This is a genomic window from Streptomyces sp. TRM68416, assembly GCF_014596915.1.
GTDB lineage: Bacteria > Actinomycetota > Actinomycetes > Streptomycetales > Streptomycetaceae > Streptomyces.
Genome location: NZ_JACVWU010000009.1, coordinates 1 through 14229 on the forward strand (window position 1 = coordinate 1; position 14229 = coordinate 14229).

Annotated in this window: 15 protein-coding genes; 8 read left to right on the top strand and 7 right to left on the bottom strand. The window is 72.4% G+C overall.

Features of this window, described 5'->3' with window-relative positions; all coding sequences use genetic code 11:
• Positions 1-279 precede the first annotated feature (279 nt).
• Positions 280-732, top strand: a complete 453-nt coding sequence (locus tag ICC28_RS15975; protein ID WP_188289233.1) for a phospholipase — start codon at positions 280-282, stop codon at positions 730-732.
• A 36-nt stretch (positions 733-768) separates the two neighbouring features.
• Here ICC28_RS15975 and ICC28_RS15980 read toward each other — a convergent pair whose 3' ends face one another.
• A complete protein-coding gene (locus ICC28_RS15980) occupies positions 769-2325 on the bottom strand; it encodes a FadD3 family acyl-CoA ligase (RefSeq protein WP_188289234.1) in 1557 nt (518 codons plus the stop codon).
• 94 nt (positions 2326-2419) lie between these two features.
• Between ICC28_RS15980 and ICC28_RS15985 the strand changes: the two genes are divergently transcribed.
• Genes ICC28_RS15985 through ICC28_RS15995 form a run of 3 tightly spaced genes read left to right on the top strand, consistent with a single transcriptional unit; the run spans position 2420 to position 4755 of the window.
• Positions 2420-3574: a lipid-transfer protein gene (locus ICC28_RS15985; protein WP_188289235.1), complete on the top strand. Its 1155-nt coding sequence runs from the start codon at positions 2420-2422 to the stop codon at positions 3572-3574.
• 6 nt (positions 3575-3580) lie between these two features.
• Complete coding sequence (locus ICC28_RS15990) at positions 3581-3997, top strand: Zn-ribbon domain-containing OB-fold protein (protein ID WP_188289236.1); 417 nt, start codon at positions 3581-3583, stop codon at positions 3995-3997.
• A complete protein-coding gene (locus tag ICC28_RS15995; RefSeq protein WP_188289237.1) occupies positions 3994-4755 on the top strand; it encodes an enoyl-CoA hydratase/isomerase family protein in 762 nt (253 codons plus the stop codon). The genes ICC28_RS15990 and ICC28_RS15995 overlap by 4 nt, the downstream gene beginning before the upstream one ends.
• Before the next feature lie 14 nt (positions 4756-4769).
• On the opposite strand, the gene ICC28_RS16000 is transcribed toward ICC28_RS15995, so the two are convergent.
• From ICC28_RS16000 to ICC28_RS16010, 3 genes are all read right to left on the bottom strand, one after another.
• Positions 4770-5270, bottom strand: a complete 501-nt coding sequence (locus tag ICC28_RS16000) for a hypothetical protein (protein ID WP_188289238.1) — start codon at positions 5268-5270, stop codon at positions 4770-4772.
• A gap of 214 nt (positions 5271-5484) precedes the next feature.
• Entirely contained in the window at positions 5485-7848 is a 2364-nt protein-coding gene (locus ICC28_RS16005) for a PQQ-binding-like beta-propeller repeat protein (RefSeq protein WP_188289239.1), read from the bottom strand.
• Positions 7849-8037: 189 nt separating this feature from the next.
• Positions 8038-8760, bottom strand: coding sequence for a VOC family protein (locus tag ICC28_RS16010; protein WP_188289240.1), 723 nt, complete (start codon positions 8758-8760; stop codon positions 8038-8040).
• A 134-nt stretch (positions 8761-8894) separates the two neighbouring features.
• Between ICC28_RS16010 and ICC28_RS16015 the strand changes: the two genes are divergently transcribed.
• Complete coding sequence (locus tag ICC28_RS16015) at positions 8895-9530, top strand: TetR family transcriptional regulator (protein ID WP_188289483.1); 636 nt, start codon at positions 8895-8897, stop codon at positions 9528-9530.
• Positions 9531-9606: 76 nt separating this feature from the next.
• Here ICC28_RS16015 and ICC28_RS16020 read toward each other — a convergent pair whose 3' ends face one another.
• Positions 9607-10059: an Lrp/AsnC family transcriptional regulator gene (locus ICC28_RS16020; RefSeq protein WP_188289241.1), complete on the bottom strand. Its 453-nt coding sequence runs from the start codon at positions 10057-10059 to the stop codon at positions 9607-9609.
• An 82-nt stretch (positions 10060-10141) separates the two neighbouring features.
• On the opposite strand from ICC28_RS16020, the gene ICC28_RS16025 reads away from it, so the two are divergent.
• Positions 10142-10762: a LysE family translocator gene (locus ICC28_RS16025; RefSeq protein WP_188289242.1), complete on the top strand. Its 621-nt coding sequence runs from the start codon at positions 10142-10144 to the stop codon at positions 10760-10762.
• A gap of 42 nt (positions 10763-10804) precedes the next feature.
• Here ICC28_RS16025 and ICC28_RS16030 read toward each other — a convergent pair whose 3' ends face one another.
• Together ICC28_RS16030 and ICC28_RS16035 are read right to left on the bottom strand one after the other, a co-directional pair.
• A complete protein-coding gene (locus tag ICC28_RS16030; RefSeq protein ID WP_188289243.1) occupies positions 10805-11278 on the bottom strand; it encodes a nitroreductase/quinone reductase family protein in 474 nt (157 codons plus the stop codon).
• Complete coding sequence (locus tag ICC28_RS16035) at positions 11275-12447, bottom strand: acyl-CoA dehydrogenase family protein (protein WP_188289244.1); 1173 nt, start codon at positions 12445-12447, stop codon at positions 11275-11277. Before ICC28_RS16035 ends, ICC28_RS16030 begins: the two co-directional genes overlap by 4 nt.
• 80 nt (positions 12448-12527) lie before the next feature.
• Here ICC28_RS16035 and ICC28_RS16040 point away from each other — a divergent pair, with 80 nt between their 5' ends.
• The gene (locus tag ICC28_RS16040) at positions 12528-13679 is read left to right on the top strand and encodes a thiolase C-terminal domain-containing protein (RefSeq protein ID WP_188289245.1); all 1152 of its coding nucleotides are present in this window, start codon (positions 12528-12530) and stop codon (positions 13677-13679) included.
• Positions 13680-13795: 116 nt separating this feature from the next.
• Positions 13796-14221 (top strand): pyridoxamine 5'-phosphate oxidase family protein, encoded by a 426-nt coding sequence (locus tag ICC28_RS16045; protein ID WP_188289246.1) that lies wholly within the window; start codon positions 13796-13798, stop codon positions 14219-14221.
• The last annotated feature ends 8 nt before the right edge of the window (positions 14222-14229 follow it).

The following is a 14229-nucleotide window of genomic DNA, read 5'->3' on the forward strand; positions in this document are numbered from 1 at the left end:
TTACTCGGGTCGCGGAAGCACGACACTGACCCAGAAGCGGGCGGCCCACACCGAGACACGGGGCCCCGTAAACGGGGTTCACCGGTCCGGCCAACCCTCCGTTCACCTCCTGATCACCCCTCACATCCCATCCTTAATCGGCAATTGGGTCAGTTCAGGTGTGAACAACCCCCAACCTACCGATCCTTATGACATGAACCTGCCGCTCGGGCGACGGCGACGGCGACGGCGACGGCAACGGGTGGTGGGCAATGGGCAACAGCCTCACGGAGGTGTGGGATGCACCGCAGACTCGGCACCGCACTTGCAACCTCGACCCTGACCCTCGTCACCGTGGTCGCCACGGCGACGGCGGCCGACGCTGCTCCTGCCGACAAGGCGCAGGTGCTCGCGAGCTGGACGCAGACCAGTTCGTCGAGTTACAGCCAGTGGGCCGCGGCTCGGGCCAACCAAGGCGCTTGGGGCGCCTACGGGTTCGACTGGTCCACCGACTACTGCTCCTCCTCGCCGGACAACCCCTTCGGCTTCCCCTTCTCGCTCTCCTGCGCGCGCCACGACTTCGGCTACCGCAACTACAAGGCGACGGGCACGTTCAGCGCCAACAAGTCACGTCTGGACAGCGCCTTCTACGAGGACCTCAAGCGCGTCTGCAACAACTACTCCGGCGCCACCAAGACCGCCTGCAACAGCACCGCCTGGACGTACTACCAGGCCGTCCGCGCCTTCGGGTGAGCCCAGCCGCACGCAACGGCACAACAGGGGCGCCGGTCAGCCGCCAGCGCCCCTCAGCTCCCCCTTCACCACCTTCCCGCTCGCGTTCCGCGGTAGTTCCCCCACGAATTCCACGGCCCTCGGCACCTTGTAGTTGGCCATCTCGCGCCGGGACCATGCGATGAGGTCGTCCGCGGTGAGGACCGAGCCCGGCCGTCGGACCACGTAGGCCTTGCCCACCTCCCCCAGCCGGGCGTCCGGTACGCCGATCACCGCCACGTCCGCCACATCGGGGTGCAGGCCGAGGGTGCGCTCGATTTCCGCCGGGTAGGCGTTGAAGCCGCCGGCGATGAACATGTCCTTGAGGCGGTCGGTGACGCGCAGGTTGCCGGCTTCGTCCAGGACGCCTACGTCGCCCGTGCGGAGCCAGCCGTCCTCCATGACCGTCTCCGCCGTGGCCGCCGGGTCCTCCCAGTAGCCCCGCATGACGTTGAAGCCGCGGACCAGGATCTCGCCCGGGGTGTCGGCCGAAGGGCAATCCACGCGCACCTCCACCCCCGGTATCGCCCGTCCCGACGTCGACGCGATCACCGACGGGTCGTCGCCGCGGCGGCACATCGTCACGATGCCGCTCGCCTCCGAGAGGCCGTAGGCCGTCAGGACCGTGGCGACCCCGAGTTCCGAGCGCAGTCGCTCCACCAGTCGCAGCGGCACCACCGCCGCCCCCGTCACCACCAGCCGGAGTGCCGAGAGGTCGTACGCGGCCCGGCCCGGGTGGTCCAGCAGGGACTGGAGCAGCGTCGGCGGGCCCGGCAGCACCGAGACGCGTTCCGAGGCGACGTTGGCGAGCACGGTGTTCACGTTGAAGACCGGCTGCGGGATCATCGTCGCGCCGCGCGTCAGGCAGGCGATGACGCCGGCCTTGTAGCCGAAGGTGTGGAAGAAGGGGTTGACGATCAGGTAGCGGTCCCCGCGCTCCAGCCCCGCGAGGTCGGACCATGTCTCGTACGCCCGCAGGGTCTGCTCGTGGGTGATCATCGCGCCCTTGGGGCGGCCGGTCGTGCCCGAGGTGTAGATGATGTCCGACAGCGACCCCGGCCCCACCTCCGCCGCCCTCGCCCGCACCTCGACCTCCCCCACGCCGTCCCCGCTCGCGAGGAAGTCCTTCCAGGTGCGGAAGTCCGCGGGGGCGTCGTCGGAGAGGACGACCACGTTCTCCAGTCGGGGCAGCCCCGAACTCCCCGCGGCCCGCCGCAGGGAGGCCACGTAGGACGTGCCCAGGAACGTGCCCGTCACGAACAGCAGCCGTGCGCCGCTGCGGCGCAGTACGTCGGCCGCCTCGGTTCCCTTGAAGCGGGTGTTCAGCGGGACGAGTACCGCACCGGCCGAGACCGCGCCGAGTGCCGCCACGATCCAGTCCAGGGTGTTGGGCGCCCAGATTCCGACGCGGTCGCCCGTGCGTACGCCGTTCGCCAGGCATGCCGCCGCCGAGCGTTCGACCCGGGCGCCGAGTTCCGCGTACGAGATCCGGGTGCGGCCCTCTGCCACCGCCTCGGTGTCCGCGTACCGTTCGGCCGCGTATCGCACGAGTTCCGGAATGCTGCCCCACTCCATGTCACCGCGCACAACAGCCCCCAAACCACTAGCTGACTGTCCGTCAGATTAGCTGTAACCTGACGCCCTGTCAGCCGATGGGGAGGGCAACAGCATGGGTACGAACGGGATCAAGGACGCCACCGCCATCGTCGGAATCGGGCAGACCCCCTTCGCCAGGCACCTCCCCGAGGACGAGCGCACCCTCGCCTGCCGAGCCGTGCTCGCCGCGCTCGACGACGCAGGCATCGCGCCCGGCGAGGTCGACGCGCTCGCCTCCTACACGATGGAGGAGACGGACGAGGTGGAGCTGGCGAAGGCCGTGGGCTTCGGCGACCTGACCTTCTTCAGCAAGGTCGGCTATGGGGGCGGCGGTTCGTGCGCGACGGTCGCTCACCTCGCCGCCGCCGTCGCCTCCGGGCAGGCGACCGTCGGCGTGGCCTGGCGGTCGCGGAAGCGGGGCAGCGGGCCGCGGCCGTGGACCAACACGACCGTCCAACTGCCCACGCCCGCGCAGTGGACCCGGCCCTTCGGGCTGCTCCGGCCCGTCGACGAGATCGCCATGCTGGCCCGCCGTTACATGCACGAGTACGGCGTGACCCGCGACCACCTCTTCAACGTCGCCCTCGCCTGCCGCAACCGGGCCAACCAGAACCCCGCCGCCGTGATGTACGACCGGCCCCTGACCCGCGAGATGTACATGACCTCCCGCTGGATCAGCGAGCCGCTCTGCCTCTTCGACAACTGCCTGGAAACCGACGGGGCGCTGGCCTGTGTGATCACGAGCAGCGAGCGCGCCCGGGACTGCCGCCGCACGCCCGTCTACGTGCACTCCGCCGCCCAGGGGCTGCCCGCCCAGCACCACGGCATGGTCAACTACTGGAACGACGACCCGCTCACCGGCCCCGCCTGGACCGCCGCCCGACACCTGTGGAAACACGCCGACTTCACCCCGCAGGACGTCGACGTCGCCCAGATCTACGACGCGTTCACCTGCCTCGTACCGCTCTCCCTGGAGGGCTACGGCTTCTGCGGACGAGGCGAGGGGGGCGCCTTCACGGAGGGCGGCGCGCTGGAGATCGGCGGCCCGCTCCCCCTCAACACCGGGGGCGGAGGGCTCTCCGAGGCCTACGTCCACGGCTTCAACCTCATCAACGAGGGCGTCCGGCAGCTCCGCGGCAGCAGTACCGCCCAGGTGCCGGGCGCCGCCACCTGCCTCGTCACCGCGGGCGAAGGCGTCCCCACCTCCGCGCTGCTTCTGAGGAGTTGACCGCAGATGCTGTCCCCCGTCACCGATGCCGACGGCGCCCCCTTCTGGCAGTACGCCGCCCGGGGCGAGCTCCGTGTCCAGGCCTGCGCCGACTGCGGCGAGCTCCGCTTTCCGCCCCGCCCGTGCTGTCCGCACTGCCAGTCCTTCGCGAGCGAGTGGCGGCCGGTCAGCGGGCACGGGCGGGTGTGGTCGTACGTCGTGCCGCATCCGCCGCTGCTGCCGGACTACGCCGAGCAGGCGCCGTACGGGGTGATCGTCGTCGAGCTGGCCGACCATCCGCGCATCCGGCTGGTCGGCAACCTCGTCACCGGTCCGGACGCGCCGCTCAACTCCTTCTCCCCGGACCGGATCCGGATCGGTGCCCGGGTGCGTGTCGTCTTCGGCCGGGACGGGCTGCCCCGGTGGATGCTGGAGCGGCCATGAGTCTCGGCGTCGGCAGGGAAGGGGCCGTGGCCGTCGTCACCCTCGACCGGCCGGAGCGGCTCAACGCCATCGACCTGGCCATGGCCGAGGAACTGCGGGAGGTCTGGCGGGAGTTCAGGTTCGACGACTCCGTACGGGCCGTCGTGCTCACCGGCGCCGGGGAGCGGGCGTTCTGCACGGGGATCGACCGGGACGCGGTCGTGGCGCAGCCGAACTCGCCGTACATGCAGGACGATCCGCTGCTGCGGGTGGGGCCGAAGGCCAACGACCTGTGGAAGCCGGTGATAGCGGCCGTGCGCGGGGCGGCCTGCGGCGGGGCCTTCTATCTGCTCGGCGAGTGCGACTTCCTCGTGGCCGAGCCGTCGGCGGTCTTCTTCGATCCGCACACCACCTACGGCATGGTCAGCGCCTACGAGTCGATGCTCATGGCGCTGCGGATGCCGTACGGGGAGGCGGCGCGGATGATGCTCATGGGCACCGCCGAGCGGATGTCGGCGCGACGGGCCCATGAGGTCGGGTTCGTCTCGGAGGTCGCGGAGGACGCGGTGGCGGCGGCCGTGCGCTGCGCGACCGTGATCGCCGGGTGTCCCGCCGAGGCCGTACAGGGGACCGTGCGGTCGCTGTGGGCGGCCCAAGAAGCCGCCCGTGCGCAGGCGTTCGCGCAGGCGCCGCACCTCATCGCCCTGGGGAACCTGCCCGTGGAGCGGCAGGCGGAGTTGTTCGCCGGCCGGCGTTCCGGGGAGTTCCGCGTGAGGTGACCGGTGACCGGCGGTCAGACGGAGGGCATCAGCTCCGCCTCGCAGTGGTCGACCTTGGCCGGGTCGACGTGCTGGGAGAGGTCGACCTGGACGGTCACCGTCCGGTTCGCGGGCACGTGCTCGTCCACCGACTGCATGTCGACGACGGCGGACTGGGCGTCCAGGAAGTGGAAGACGACGGTGACGTCGGTGCCGGTGGTGTTCGGGTTGGTGACCTCGACGGTCGCGTACGGGCTGGTCTCGGTCGCGCAGCTCACCAGCTTGACCGTGGTCTCTCCCTGGAGTTCCGCGGAGCCGTCCGGACCCGGGCCCGAGCCCGAACCGTCGTCGTCATCGTCGTCGTGGCGCGAGCCCGAGGAGCTGTCGTGGTTCTGGCTGGAGCTGCTGCATCCGCCGCCCGAGTCGCCGTCGCCGCTGCCGCCGCCGTGGCCGCGGCCCGTGGAGAAACCGGTCAGGGCCAGGACCACCAATGCGGTTACCGCTGTGAGTTTGAGTTTGCGCCCCCGAAGATCCATAACGCCACCCTAGCGATCACCTGTCACGGTCATGTCACCACGTGGCGACCGGGGCGTCCCCGGCGTAGCGTCTGGGGAGAGAGCACCCCTCGGAGCCCCGTGGGCACGCCTGGGGGGCCGCTCCCCGCACCGGCGGCCGCCGTCCGGAACCCTTCCGTGCCCCGGTACGACGGCCGTCCCCGGATCCGACCTCGGGCGGTCAGGGCCGACCCCCTCAAGCAGTCCGGGCCGTCCCCGTCCCCTTCTCCGCGTCCAGCGCGTACACGCAGCGGTCCTTGCTGCAGGCGTAGACGACGCCGTCCTGGACGACCGGGGAGCCGGTGATCTCGCCGCCGGTCGCGAGCTTCCAGCGGAGTCGGCCGTCGTCGGCCTTCAGGGTGTAGAGCAGGTGGTCGGTGGAGCCGAAGTGGATGCGGCCCTCGGCGACCGCCGGGGCACCGACGATGTCGCCGCCCGCCTGGAAGCGCCACTTGGGCGTGCCGGTGACCGCGTCCAGGGTGTAGAGGCCCTTGCCGCTGCCCACGTGGACGTGGCCGGCGGCGACCAGGACCGGCTCGGTGGAGGAGCGGGCCTCGGTGGCGATGCGCCAGCGGTCGCGGCCGTCGGTGGCGTCGAGGGCGTAGACCGTGCCGAGGTAGTCGGCGAGGTAGACGCCGCCGCCGGTGACCGCGGGGCCGGGGACGAAGGCGGGCGGGCTCAGGAAGGCGGCCGGGGCCTCGAAGTGCCAGCGGACGTGGCCGCCCGCGACGTCGAGGGCGAGGACACGGGTGCCGGCGCAGACGTAGACGTAGCCGTCGGGGGCCTGCGCGACGCGGACCGGGACGCCGCCGCAGGAGGCCGCGTCGCCGATGGGGTACGACCAGCGCTCGTCGCCGGTGCGGGCGTCGAGGGCGCGCAGCCGGGCGTCCTGCCAGACGTAGACCGTGCCGTCGTGCAGGGCGGGTCCGGCCTCGGGGGACTCGAAGTCGGTCTGGGCGCCGGTGATCTCCCACAGCTTCTGGCCGGTGGAGGCCTCCCAGGCCTGGACGCCGCCGCCGCGGGTGCCGGTGACGACCGTGCCGCGCTCGGCCTTGAGGGAGTACACCCAGGCGTCCGTCGGCAGCCGCCACAGGTCGCCGCCCTCGCGGCAGTCCAGGGCGAAGAGAGTGGGCCCGTCGGAGGCGTGGATACGGCCGTCCGCGACCGCCATCGACCAGGCGACGTCCCGCGTCTTGAAGCGGCGCCGGCCGGTGCCGACGTCGAGGGCGTGCACCTCGAAGGAGGTGACGTAGACGAGGTCGCCGGCGACGGCCGGGGTGCCCCACACGTCGTTCGACATGCGGAACCGCCAGGGTCGCCAGCCGCTCGCCGCCTCCGGGGGCGCGGCGGGCGCCGGGGGTACGGCGGGGCCCACGGCGGAGTCGGCGCCGTTGACGCCGGGGCGGGGCTTGGACCAGGAGGCGACCAGGCCGGCCTCCGGGGGCGGCGCCTTCACGGCGGCGGCGCGGGCGTCGGCGACGCGCGGTCCTGGCCCGATCGGCACCTGGGCGCCGGCCAGGCGCACGGGCCCGGTGTCGGGCGCGCCGACGGGGACGGCGGGGGCGGGCGGGGTGGGCACGACGGGGTCGTGCGGGGGCGGGGGCGGTACGGGGGCGCCCCGTCCGCCGCTGCTGCGGCCGGTCTGTCCGGGCTTGGCGGGCGGGCGGCCGTTGCGGCGGCCCTCGATGAGGCTGACCGCCCGCTCGGGCAGCCAGGCGGACGCCGTGCCGCTGTCGTCGGAGCCGGAGCCGAAGAGGTGGGGGGCGAGCTGGGCCTGGAGGTCGGCGGGGTTGGGGCGGGCCGTGGCCTCCATCTGCATGCAGGACTCGATGAGGGGGCGCAGCTCGTCCGGGAGGCCCTCCAGGTCCGGGCCCTCGCGCAGCAGCATGAAGACCGTCTCGACCGGGTTGGCGCCGTGGAAAGGCGGGTGTCCGGTGGCGGCGAAGACGAGCATCGAGCCGAGCGAGAACACGTCGCTGGCGCCGGTGACGCTGCGGGAGTCCTTGGCCTGCTCGGGGGACATGTAGGCGGGGGTGCCGACGGCCACGTTGGTCATCGTCAGACGTGTGTTCGAAACGCCGGACGCGATGCCGAAGTCGATGACGCGGGGACCGTCCTCCACGACGAGGACGTTGGAGGGCTTCAGGTCCCGGTGGACCAGACCCGCGCCGTGGATGGACTGCAGGGCCTCCGCCACGCCGGCCGCCAGCCAGCGCACCGCCTGGGCCGGCAGCGGCCCGCACTCGTTCACTATCTCTTCGAGGGAGGGCGCCGGAACGTAGGCGGTGGCCAGCCACGGCACGGCCGCGCGCGGGTCCGCGTCGACCACGGCCGCCGTGTAGAAGCCGGAGACGGCGCGGGCCGCCTCCACCTCGCGCGTGAAGCGGACCCGGAACAGCTGGTCCTCGGCGAGTTCCGTGCGCACGGTCTTGATCGCCACGCGCCGGCCGGACGCCGACCGCGCGAGATAGACCAGACCCATGCCGCCGGCCCCCAGCCGTCCCAGCACCTCGAACGGCCCGATGCGCCGCGGATCGTGCTGTGTCAGCTGATCCACCACTTGCCTGCCACCTCCCCGTACGGGCCGCGTCACCCACTTATGCACGCGGCCGAAGTGCAGCGTCTCACCACCGCACCGCCATGGCTGCACGCACCCCGATTCTTCCTGTACCGGGGCGCGGTTGCGAACCCGGGGCCGAATCGGGGTGTCTCCGGACAAAAGACCGCCCTGAGTTCCGAGGCGAGCCCGCTACGAGCGTTGCAGCAGGGCGAACGACGCCCCCTGATTGTCCGTGACGACGGCCACAGTGCCGTAGGACGTCTCGAAGGGTGGCACCTGGACGCGTCCGCCGAGCCTGCGGACCGCGGCGAGGGCGCTCTCGCAGTCCTCGACGCCGAAGTGGACGAGGAAGTGCGGGGGCATCACGGCCGGGAAGACGTCGGCGACGGGGGCGCGGCCGAAGTCGGGTTCGGCGTCCTGCCCGAACAGGGCGTCGTGGAAGAGGCCGCCGTAGAAGGCGTTGGCGACCTCGGTGTCCCGGGCGTACAGCTCGGCCCAGGCGAAGGTGCCGGGCTCGTGGCGGCGGCCGAAGCCGGGGTGGGTGCCCGCCTGCCAGAGGCCGAAGACAGCGCCTTCCGGGTCGGTGACCAGGGCGGTCGTCCCCTCGTCCGGGCCGGCCGGCACCGGGGCCGTGACGATCTGGCCGCCCGCCTCCCGGATCCGCCGGACCAGCCCCCCGATGTCCGGGGTGGCGAAGTACACCGTCCAGACGGTCGGCATCCGTCCGTCCGTCTTGGGGACGAGGGCGGCGACCGGCTCCCCGTCCTTCAGCGCGTACAGCGCTCCCCGCTCCTCGAAGGTCCACCCGAAGAGCTCACCGTAGAACCGCCTGCCCGCATCGATGTCGGGGAGCTGTGCGTCCACCCAGCAGGGGACGCCCTCCGCATACCCGGATGCCCTGTTTTCGGCCATGTCGCCAAAGTAACGGCCCCTCACGCACCCCGCAGACCAGGCACACCTGTCCCCGACCCCCCGTGCACCCCATTTGCAGTCGGCCGAATCGCGCTCCGATCACCCCTCGGTAAGCTGACGGCATGACAGGACAAGTGCGTACCGTCGACGGCCGCGTGGCCGGCCGGCGTGGGCAGGCGACGCGGCAGAAGCTGCTGGACTGCCTCAGCGAGATGCTCAGCTCCTCTCCCTACCGGGACGTCAAAGTCATCGATGTCGCCCGGAAGGCGGGCACTTCGCCCGCCACCTTCTACCAGTACTTCCCGGACGTCGAGGGCGCCGTCCTGGAGATCGCCGAGCAAATGGCCGCCGAGGGCGCCGGGTTGACCGAGGTGGTCGCCGGGCGCAGCTGGGTCGGCAAGGCCGGCTGGCAGACCGCTCAGGAACTCGTCGACGGATTCCTGGAGTTCTGGCGCAGGAACGAGGCGATCCTGCGCGTGGTCGACCTCGGGGCGGCCGAGGGCGACAAGCGCTTCTACAAGATCCGCATGAAGATCCTGAACTCGGTGAACAACTCCCTCGCGGACGCGGTGGCGGAGTTGCAGTCCAAGGGCCGGGTCGACAAGGACGTCAACCCGGCGGCCGTGGCGGGTTCGCTCGTCGCGATGCTCGCGGCGGTGGCCTCGCACCAGAAGGGCTTCCAGAGCTGGGGCGTCAAGCAGGCCGAACTCAAGCCGAACCTGGCGCTGTTGGTGCACCTGGGCGTGACGGGCAAGAAGCCGACGAAGTAACGTCCCCGGCTTCTCCGGTCCCGCAAGTCCTGTCTGGCAGGCGGCTGTTCACTCATGTGGGCGGCCGCCTGCCGTGCTATGCGGGCAGCGGACGGTCCTTGACGACGTGCTTCATCACCAGCGTCGAGGTCAGCCGCTGCACGCCCGGCAGCGCGGCGAGCCGTTCGTCGTACAGGCGCTGGAAGGCGGCGAGGTCGGCGGTGGCCACCCGCAGCAGGTAGTCGGGTTCGCCGAAGAGCCGCTCCGCCTCCAGTACGTGGGGGATGTCCGCGAGGGCCCGCTCGAACTCGGCGACCGTGTCCCGGTCCTCCTGCCGCATGGAGACGAAGACCAGCGCCTCGAAGGTCAGCCCGACGGCGGCCGGTTCCACGACGGCCCGGTATCCGCTGATCGCGCCCGACCGCTCCAGCTCCCGCAGCCGCCGGTGGCACGGCGAGACACTCAGCCGCACCCGCGCGGCGAGTTCGGTCACGGTCAGCCGCCCGTCCTGCTGAAGCTCGGCAAGGATTTTCCGGTCCACGTCGTCCATGGGGTAGATCTTCCCCTGAAATCGCTGGTAGAGGGCAAATTCCGGGAACACTTTCGGGCCATTCACGCCTAATGTCCCCTCCATGGACTCCGCGACCCTCCTCTCCTTCCTCGCCATCGACCTGCTGCTGGTCTGCGTACCGGGCGCCGACTGGGCGTACGCGATCTCCGCCGGTCTGCGCGGCGGCTCGGTGGCGGCGGCCGTGAGCGGCCTGGTCAGTGGGTACGCCCTGCACACGGTGCTGGCGGCGGCGGGTCTCGCGGTCCTGGTGGCGGGTTCGCCGACGCTGCTCACCGCGCTGACGGTGGCGGGGGCCGGGTATCTGGTGTGGCTGGGGTGGGGGGTGCTGCGGCGGCCGGGGGTGCCCGGGGCCGGGGAGAGGGTCCAGACGAGTGGCGTACGGGTCTTCCTGCGCGGGGCCACGATCAGCGGCATGAACCCGAAGGGGCTGCTGCTCTACCTCTCCGTACTGCCGCAGTTCCTGACGACGAGGGGCGACCACCTCCCCGTAGCCCTCCAGACCACCGTCCTCGGCCTGCTCCACATGGCGTGCTGCGCGGCCGTCTATCTGGCGGTGGGCGTCGGGGCCCGCGCGGTCCTCGGCGCCCGCCCGGCCGCGGCGCGTGCGGTCACCCGCACCTCGGGCGCGGCGATGCTGGGAATCGGCGCGTTCCTGCTGGTCCAGCGCCTGGCGACGCTGTGAGCGGCGGCCGGGCGCCGGCCACCGCCCGCGGCCCGGCCTTCGCTACGGCCTCCGCACGATCCTGAACAGCCGTATCTCCCGCTCCACCCGCGCCTGGTACGTGGCATACGGCGGCCAGAAGGCCAGGACCGCCTTCCAGGCCGCCGCGCGTTCCTCTCCGGTGAGGAGACGGGCGGTCACCGGGATGTCCTCGCCCTTCCAGTTGATCTCGGCGTCGGGATGGGCGAGCAGGTTGGCGGTCCAGGCGGGGTGGCCGGTGCGGCCGAAGTTGGAGCCGACGAGGATCCAGCTGCCGCCGCCCTCCTCCGGCATGCAGGCGAGCGGTGTACGGCGGGGCAGTCCGCTGCGGGCGCCGGTCGCGGTCAGCACCACGCCGGGCAGCATCTGGGCGCTGAGCAGCACCTTCCCGCGGGTGAGCCGGTGGACGGCCCGGTCGAGGGCGGGGATGACGTACGGGGCCACCTTGGCGAAACCGCGCGTCGACGACACCTTCTGCACCACCCGTACGCCGATCACACCGCCACCTCCGGCGCCAGGAAGAGCCGCGCCGCGTCCGCCGCGTGGGCCCGCAGCCGGTGCACGGGTCCGAACAGCAGCTCGTCCCCGGCGGCCCGCTTGAAGTACAGGTGGGCCTGGTGCTCCCAGGTGAACCCGATGCCGCCGTGCAGCTGGATCGCCTCGCCGGCGGCGGTGCGCAGCGCCTGGAGCGCCTGGGCGAGGGCGAGCCCGCCGACGGTTTCGCGGTGGGCGGTGGCCCAGGCGGCGTAGTAGGCGGCGGAGCGGGCGGCCTGCACCTGGACGTAGACGTCGGCCAGCCGGTGCTTGACGGCCTGGAAGGACCCGACCGGCCGCCCGAACTGCTCGCGCTGCTTCACGTACTCGACGGTCAGCTCCAGTGCCCGGTCGGCGGCGCCGACGGCCTCGCAGGCGAGCACGGCGGCGGCGGTGTTCCCGAGGCGGGCGAGGGCGCCGGGCACGTCCGCGCCCTCCTCGCCCAGCAGCTCGGCCTGGACGTCCCGTAGTTGGAGGCGGGCCCGGGGGCGGGTGGCGTCGAGGGCGGTCTGCCGTGCCCGGACCAGCCCTTCCGCGTCCCCCGGGACGAGGAAGAGGTCGGTGCGGGACCGGGCGAACCCCCCGCTGTGGGCGGCGACGAGCAGGAGCTGCGCGCTGTGCCCGTCGAGGACGTGCGTGACCTCCCCGTAGAGTCGCCAGCCGTCCCCCGCGCGCCGGGCCTGTACGCCTCCGGCCCGCCCGCCGCCGGCCCAGTCGCCGCGGTTGTCGCAGGTGAGGGCGAGGGCGGTGGCGGGTGCGGCGAGGGCGGCGGTGAGGGTGCCCGCGGCGATCCGGGGCAGCAGGTCGGCCCGCTGGGCGTCGGTGCCGAGGGCGAGGATCAGCGGGGCGGCGAGGACGGCGGTGGCGAGCAGCGGGGTCGGTGCGAGGGTGCGGCCCGTCTCCTCGCAGGCGAGGGCGAGTTCGGTGGCGGAGCAGCCGACTCCGCCGTAGGCCTCGGGGAGGGCGAGTCCGGGCAGGCCGAGTTGTTCGGCGAGGGCGGTCCACAGGGCGGGGTCGTGCCCGGCCGGGGTGTCGAGGGCGGCCCGCACTTCCTCCGGTCCGGACCGCTTGTGCAGCAGTTCGCGCAGGGTACGGCGGATCTCGTCCTGTTCGGCGGTGAAGCCGGCGTCCATCGCTACCCCTTCCCTCCAGATCTGACGGTCCGTCATATTAGGAGTCCCGGATCCAGTTGCCCAGAGGGATGAGGCCTGTCATGAGTGCCGGACACCGGAAAGTCGCCGTGGTCGGCGTCGCCCTCTCCGACTGCGGCCGGGTGGACGACGCCACCGCCTACGCCCTGCACGCCCAGGCAGCCCGCCGGGCACTGGCGGACGCGGGGCTGGAGCTGCGGCACGTCGACGGGTTCGCGTCGGCCGGTCTCGGCACCCTCGCGCCCGTGGAGGTGGCCGAGTACCTGGGGCTGCGCCCGACCTGGGTCGACTCCACCTCGGTGGGCGGCTCGACCTGGGAGGTGATGGCCGCCCACGCGGCCGACGCGATCGCCGCCGGGCACGCCAACGCGGTCCTGCTGGCCTACGGCTCGACCGCCCGCGCCGACATCAGGGCGGGCCGGCGGACCGGGAACCTCTCCTTCGGCGCCCGCGGCCCGCTCCAGTTCGAGGTCCCCTACGGCCACACCCTCGTCGCCAAGTACGCGATGGCCGCCCGCCGCCACATGCACGAACACGGCACCACCATCGAGCAGTTGGCCCAGGTCGCGGTGCAGGCTCGGGAGTACGCGGCGCTGAACCCGGAGGCCATGTTCCGGGAGCCGGTCACCGTCGACGACGTGCTGTCCGGCCCGATGATCGCGGACCCCTTCACCAAGCTGCACTGCTGCATCCGCTCCGACGGCGGGGCGGCGGTGCTGCTCGCGGCGGAGGAGTACGTACGGGACTGCCGCACCCGGCCCGTGTGGATCCTCGGCACCGGCGAGCACGTCTCGCACGCCGCGATGTCCGAGTGGCCGGACTTCACGGTGTCCCCGGCGGCCGTGAGCGGGCCGCTGGCGTTCCGGCGGGCGGGGGTGCGGCCGGAGGAGATCGACTTCGCGCAGATCTACGACGCGTTCACCTACATGACCCTGGTGACGCTGGAGGACCTCGGGTTCTGCAAGAAGGGCGAGGGCGGGGCGTACGTGGCGGCCCGCGCGCTGCCGGTCAACACGGACGGCGGCGGCCTGTCGGCCCAGCACCCCGGGATGCGCGGGCTGTTCCTGCTGGTGGAGGCGGTGCGGCAACTGCGGGGCGAGGGCGGGGCGCGGCAAGTGCGCGGGCGGGACGGTGAGCTGCCCCGGTTGGGCGTCGCGTGCGGCACCGGGGGGTGGTTCTGCTCGGCGGGGACGGTGGTGCTGGGCCGGGACTGAGCAGGGGGCCGACCCGGTACGCCCGTCGGGGCCCTGGGGGTGGGGCCGGGAACGCCTGCGCCCGGGTGGGCGTTGTGAGGTTCAGCCGGACTGTCGATGTGGACTGGGAGACCGAGATGGCCCTGAACCGCGAAGAACGTTCCGCATTCCTGGCCGAGCCGCACGTGGCGGCGCTGTCGGTGGACGCGGGAGCCGGGCGCGCCCCGCTCACCGTGCCCATCTGGTACCAGGTCGAGCCCGACGGCACCGTGTGGATCATGACCGGACTGGACTCCCGCAAGCACCGGCTGATCAGCGCCGCGGGACGGTTCACGCTGATGGTGGACCGGCTGGAGCCGACGATCCGGTACGTGTCGGTGGAGGGGCCGGTCATCGGGACCGAACCGGCCTCGATCGAGCAGCTCAGGGAGATGTCCGCGCGCTATCTGCCCGCCGAGAAGGTGGACGGGTACGTCGACTTCGCGTGGAAGAACCACGGGGAGCAGGTGGTCGTACGGATGCGTCCGGAGCGTTGGGTCTCGTCCGACCTGGGAAGCGTCTGACAATCACC

Coding starts and splice junctions, on each gene's coding strand:
- ICC28_RS15975 (WP_188289233.1), top strand. CDS start 280: ATGCACCGCAGACTCGGCACCGCACTTGCAACCTCGACCCTGACCCTC.
- ICC28_RS15980 (WP_188289234.1), bottom strand. CDS start 2,325: ATGGAGTGGGGCAGCATTCCGGAACTCGTGCGATACGCGGCCGAACGG.
- ICC28_RS15985 (WP_188289235.1), top strand. CDS start 2,420: ATGGGTACGAACGGGATCAAGGACGCCACCGCCATCGTCGGAATCGGG.
- ICC28_RS15990 (WP_188289236.1), top strand. CDS start 3,581: ATGCTGTCCCCCGTCACCGATGCCGACGGCGCCCCCTTCTGGCAGTAC.
- ICC28_RS15995 (WP_188289237.1), top strand. CDS start 3,994: ATGAGTCTCGGCGTCGGCAGGGAAGGGGCCGTGGCCGTCGTCACCCTC.
- ICC28_RS16000 (WP_188289238.1), bottom strand. CDS start 5,270: ATGGATCTTCGGGGGCGCAAACTCAAACTCACAGCGGTAACCGCATTG.
- ICC28_RS16010 (WP_188289240.1), bottom strand. CDS start 8,760: ATGGCCGAAAACAGGGCATCCGGGTATGCGGAGGGCGTCCCCTGCTGG.
- ICC28_RS16020 (WP_188289241.1), bottom strand. CDS start 10,059: ATGGACGACGTGGACCGGAAAATCCTTGCCGAGCTTCAGCAGGACGGG.
- ICC28_RS16025 (WP_188289242.1), top strand. CDS start 10,142: ATGGACTCCGCGACCCTCCTCTCCTTCCTCGCCATCGACCTGCTGCTG.
- ICC28_RS16035 (WP_188289244.1), bottom strand. CDS start 12,447: ATGGACGCCGGCTTCACCGCCGAACAGGACGAGATCCGCCGTACCCTG.
- ICC28_RS16040 (WP_188289245.1), top strand. CDS start 12,528: ATGAGTGCCGGACACCGGAAAGTCGCCGTGGTCGGCGTCGCCCTCTCC.
- ICC28_RS16045 (WP_188289246.1), top strand. CDS start 13,796: ATGGCCCTGAACCGCGAAGAACGTTCCGCATTCCTGGCCGAGCCGCAC.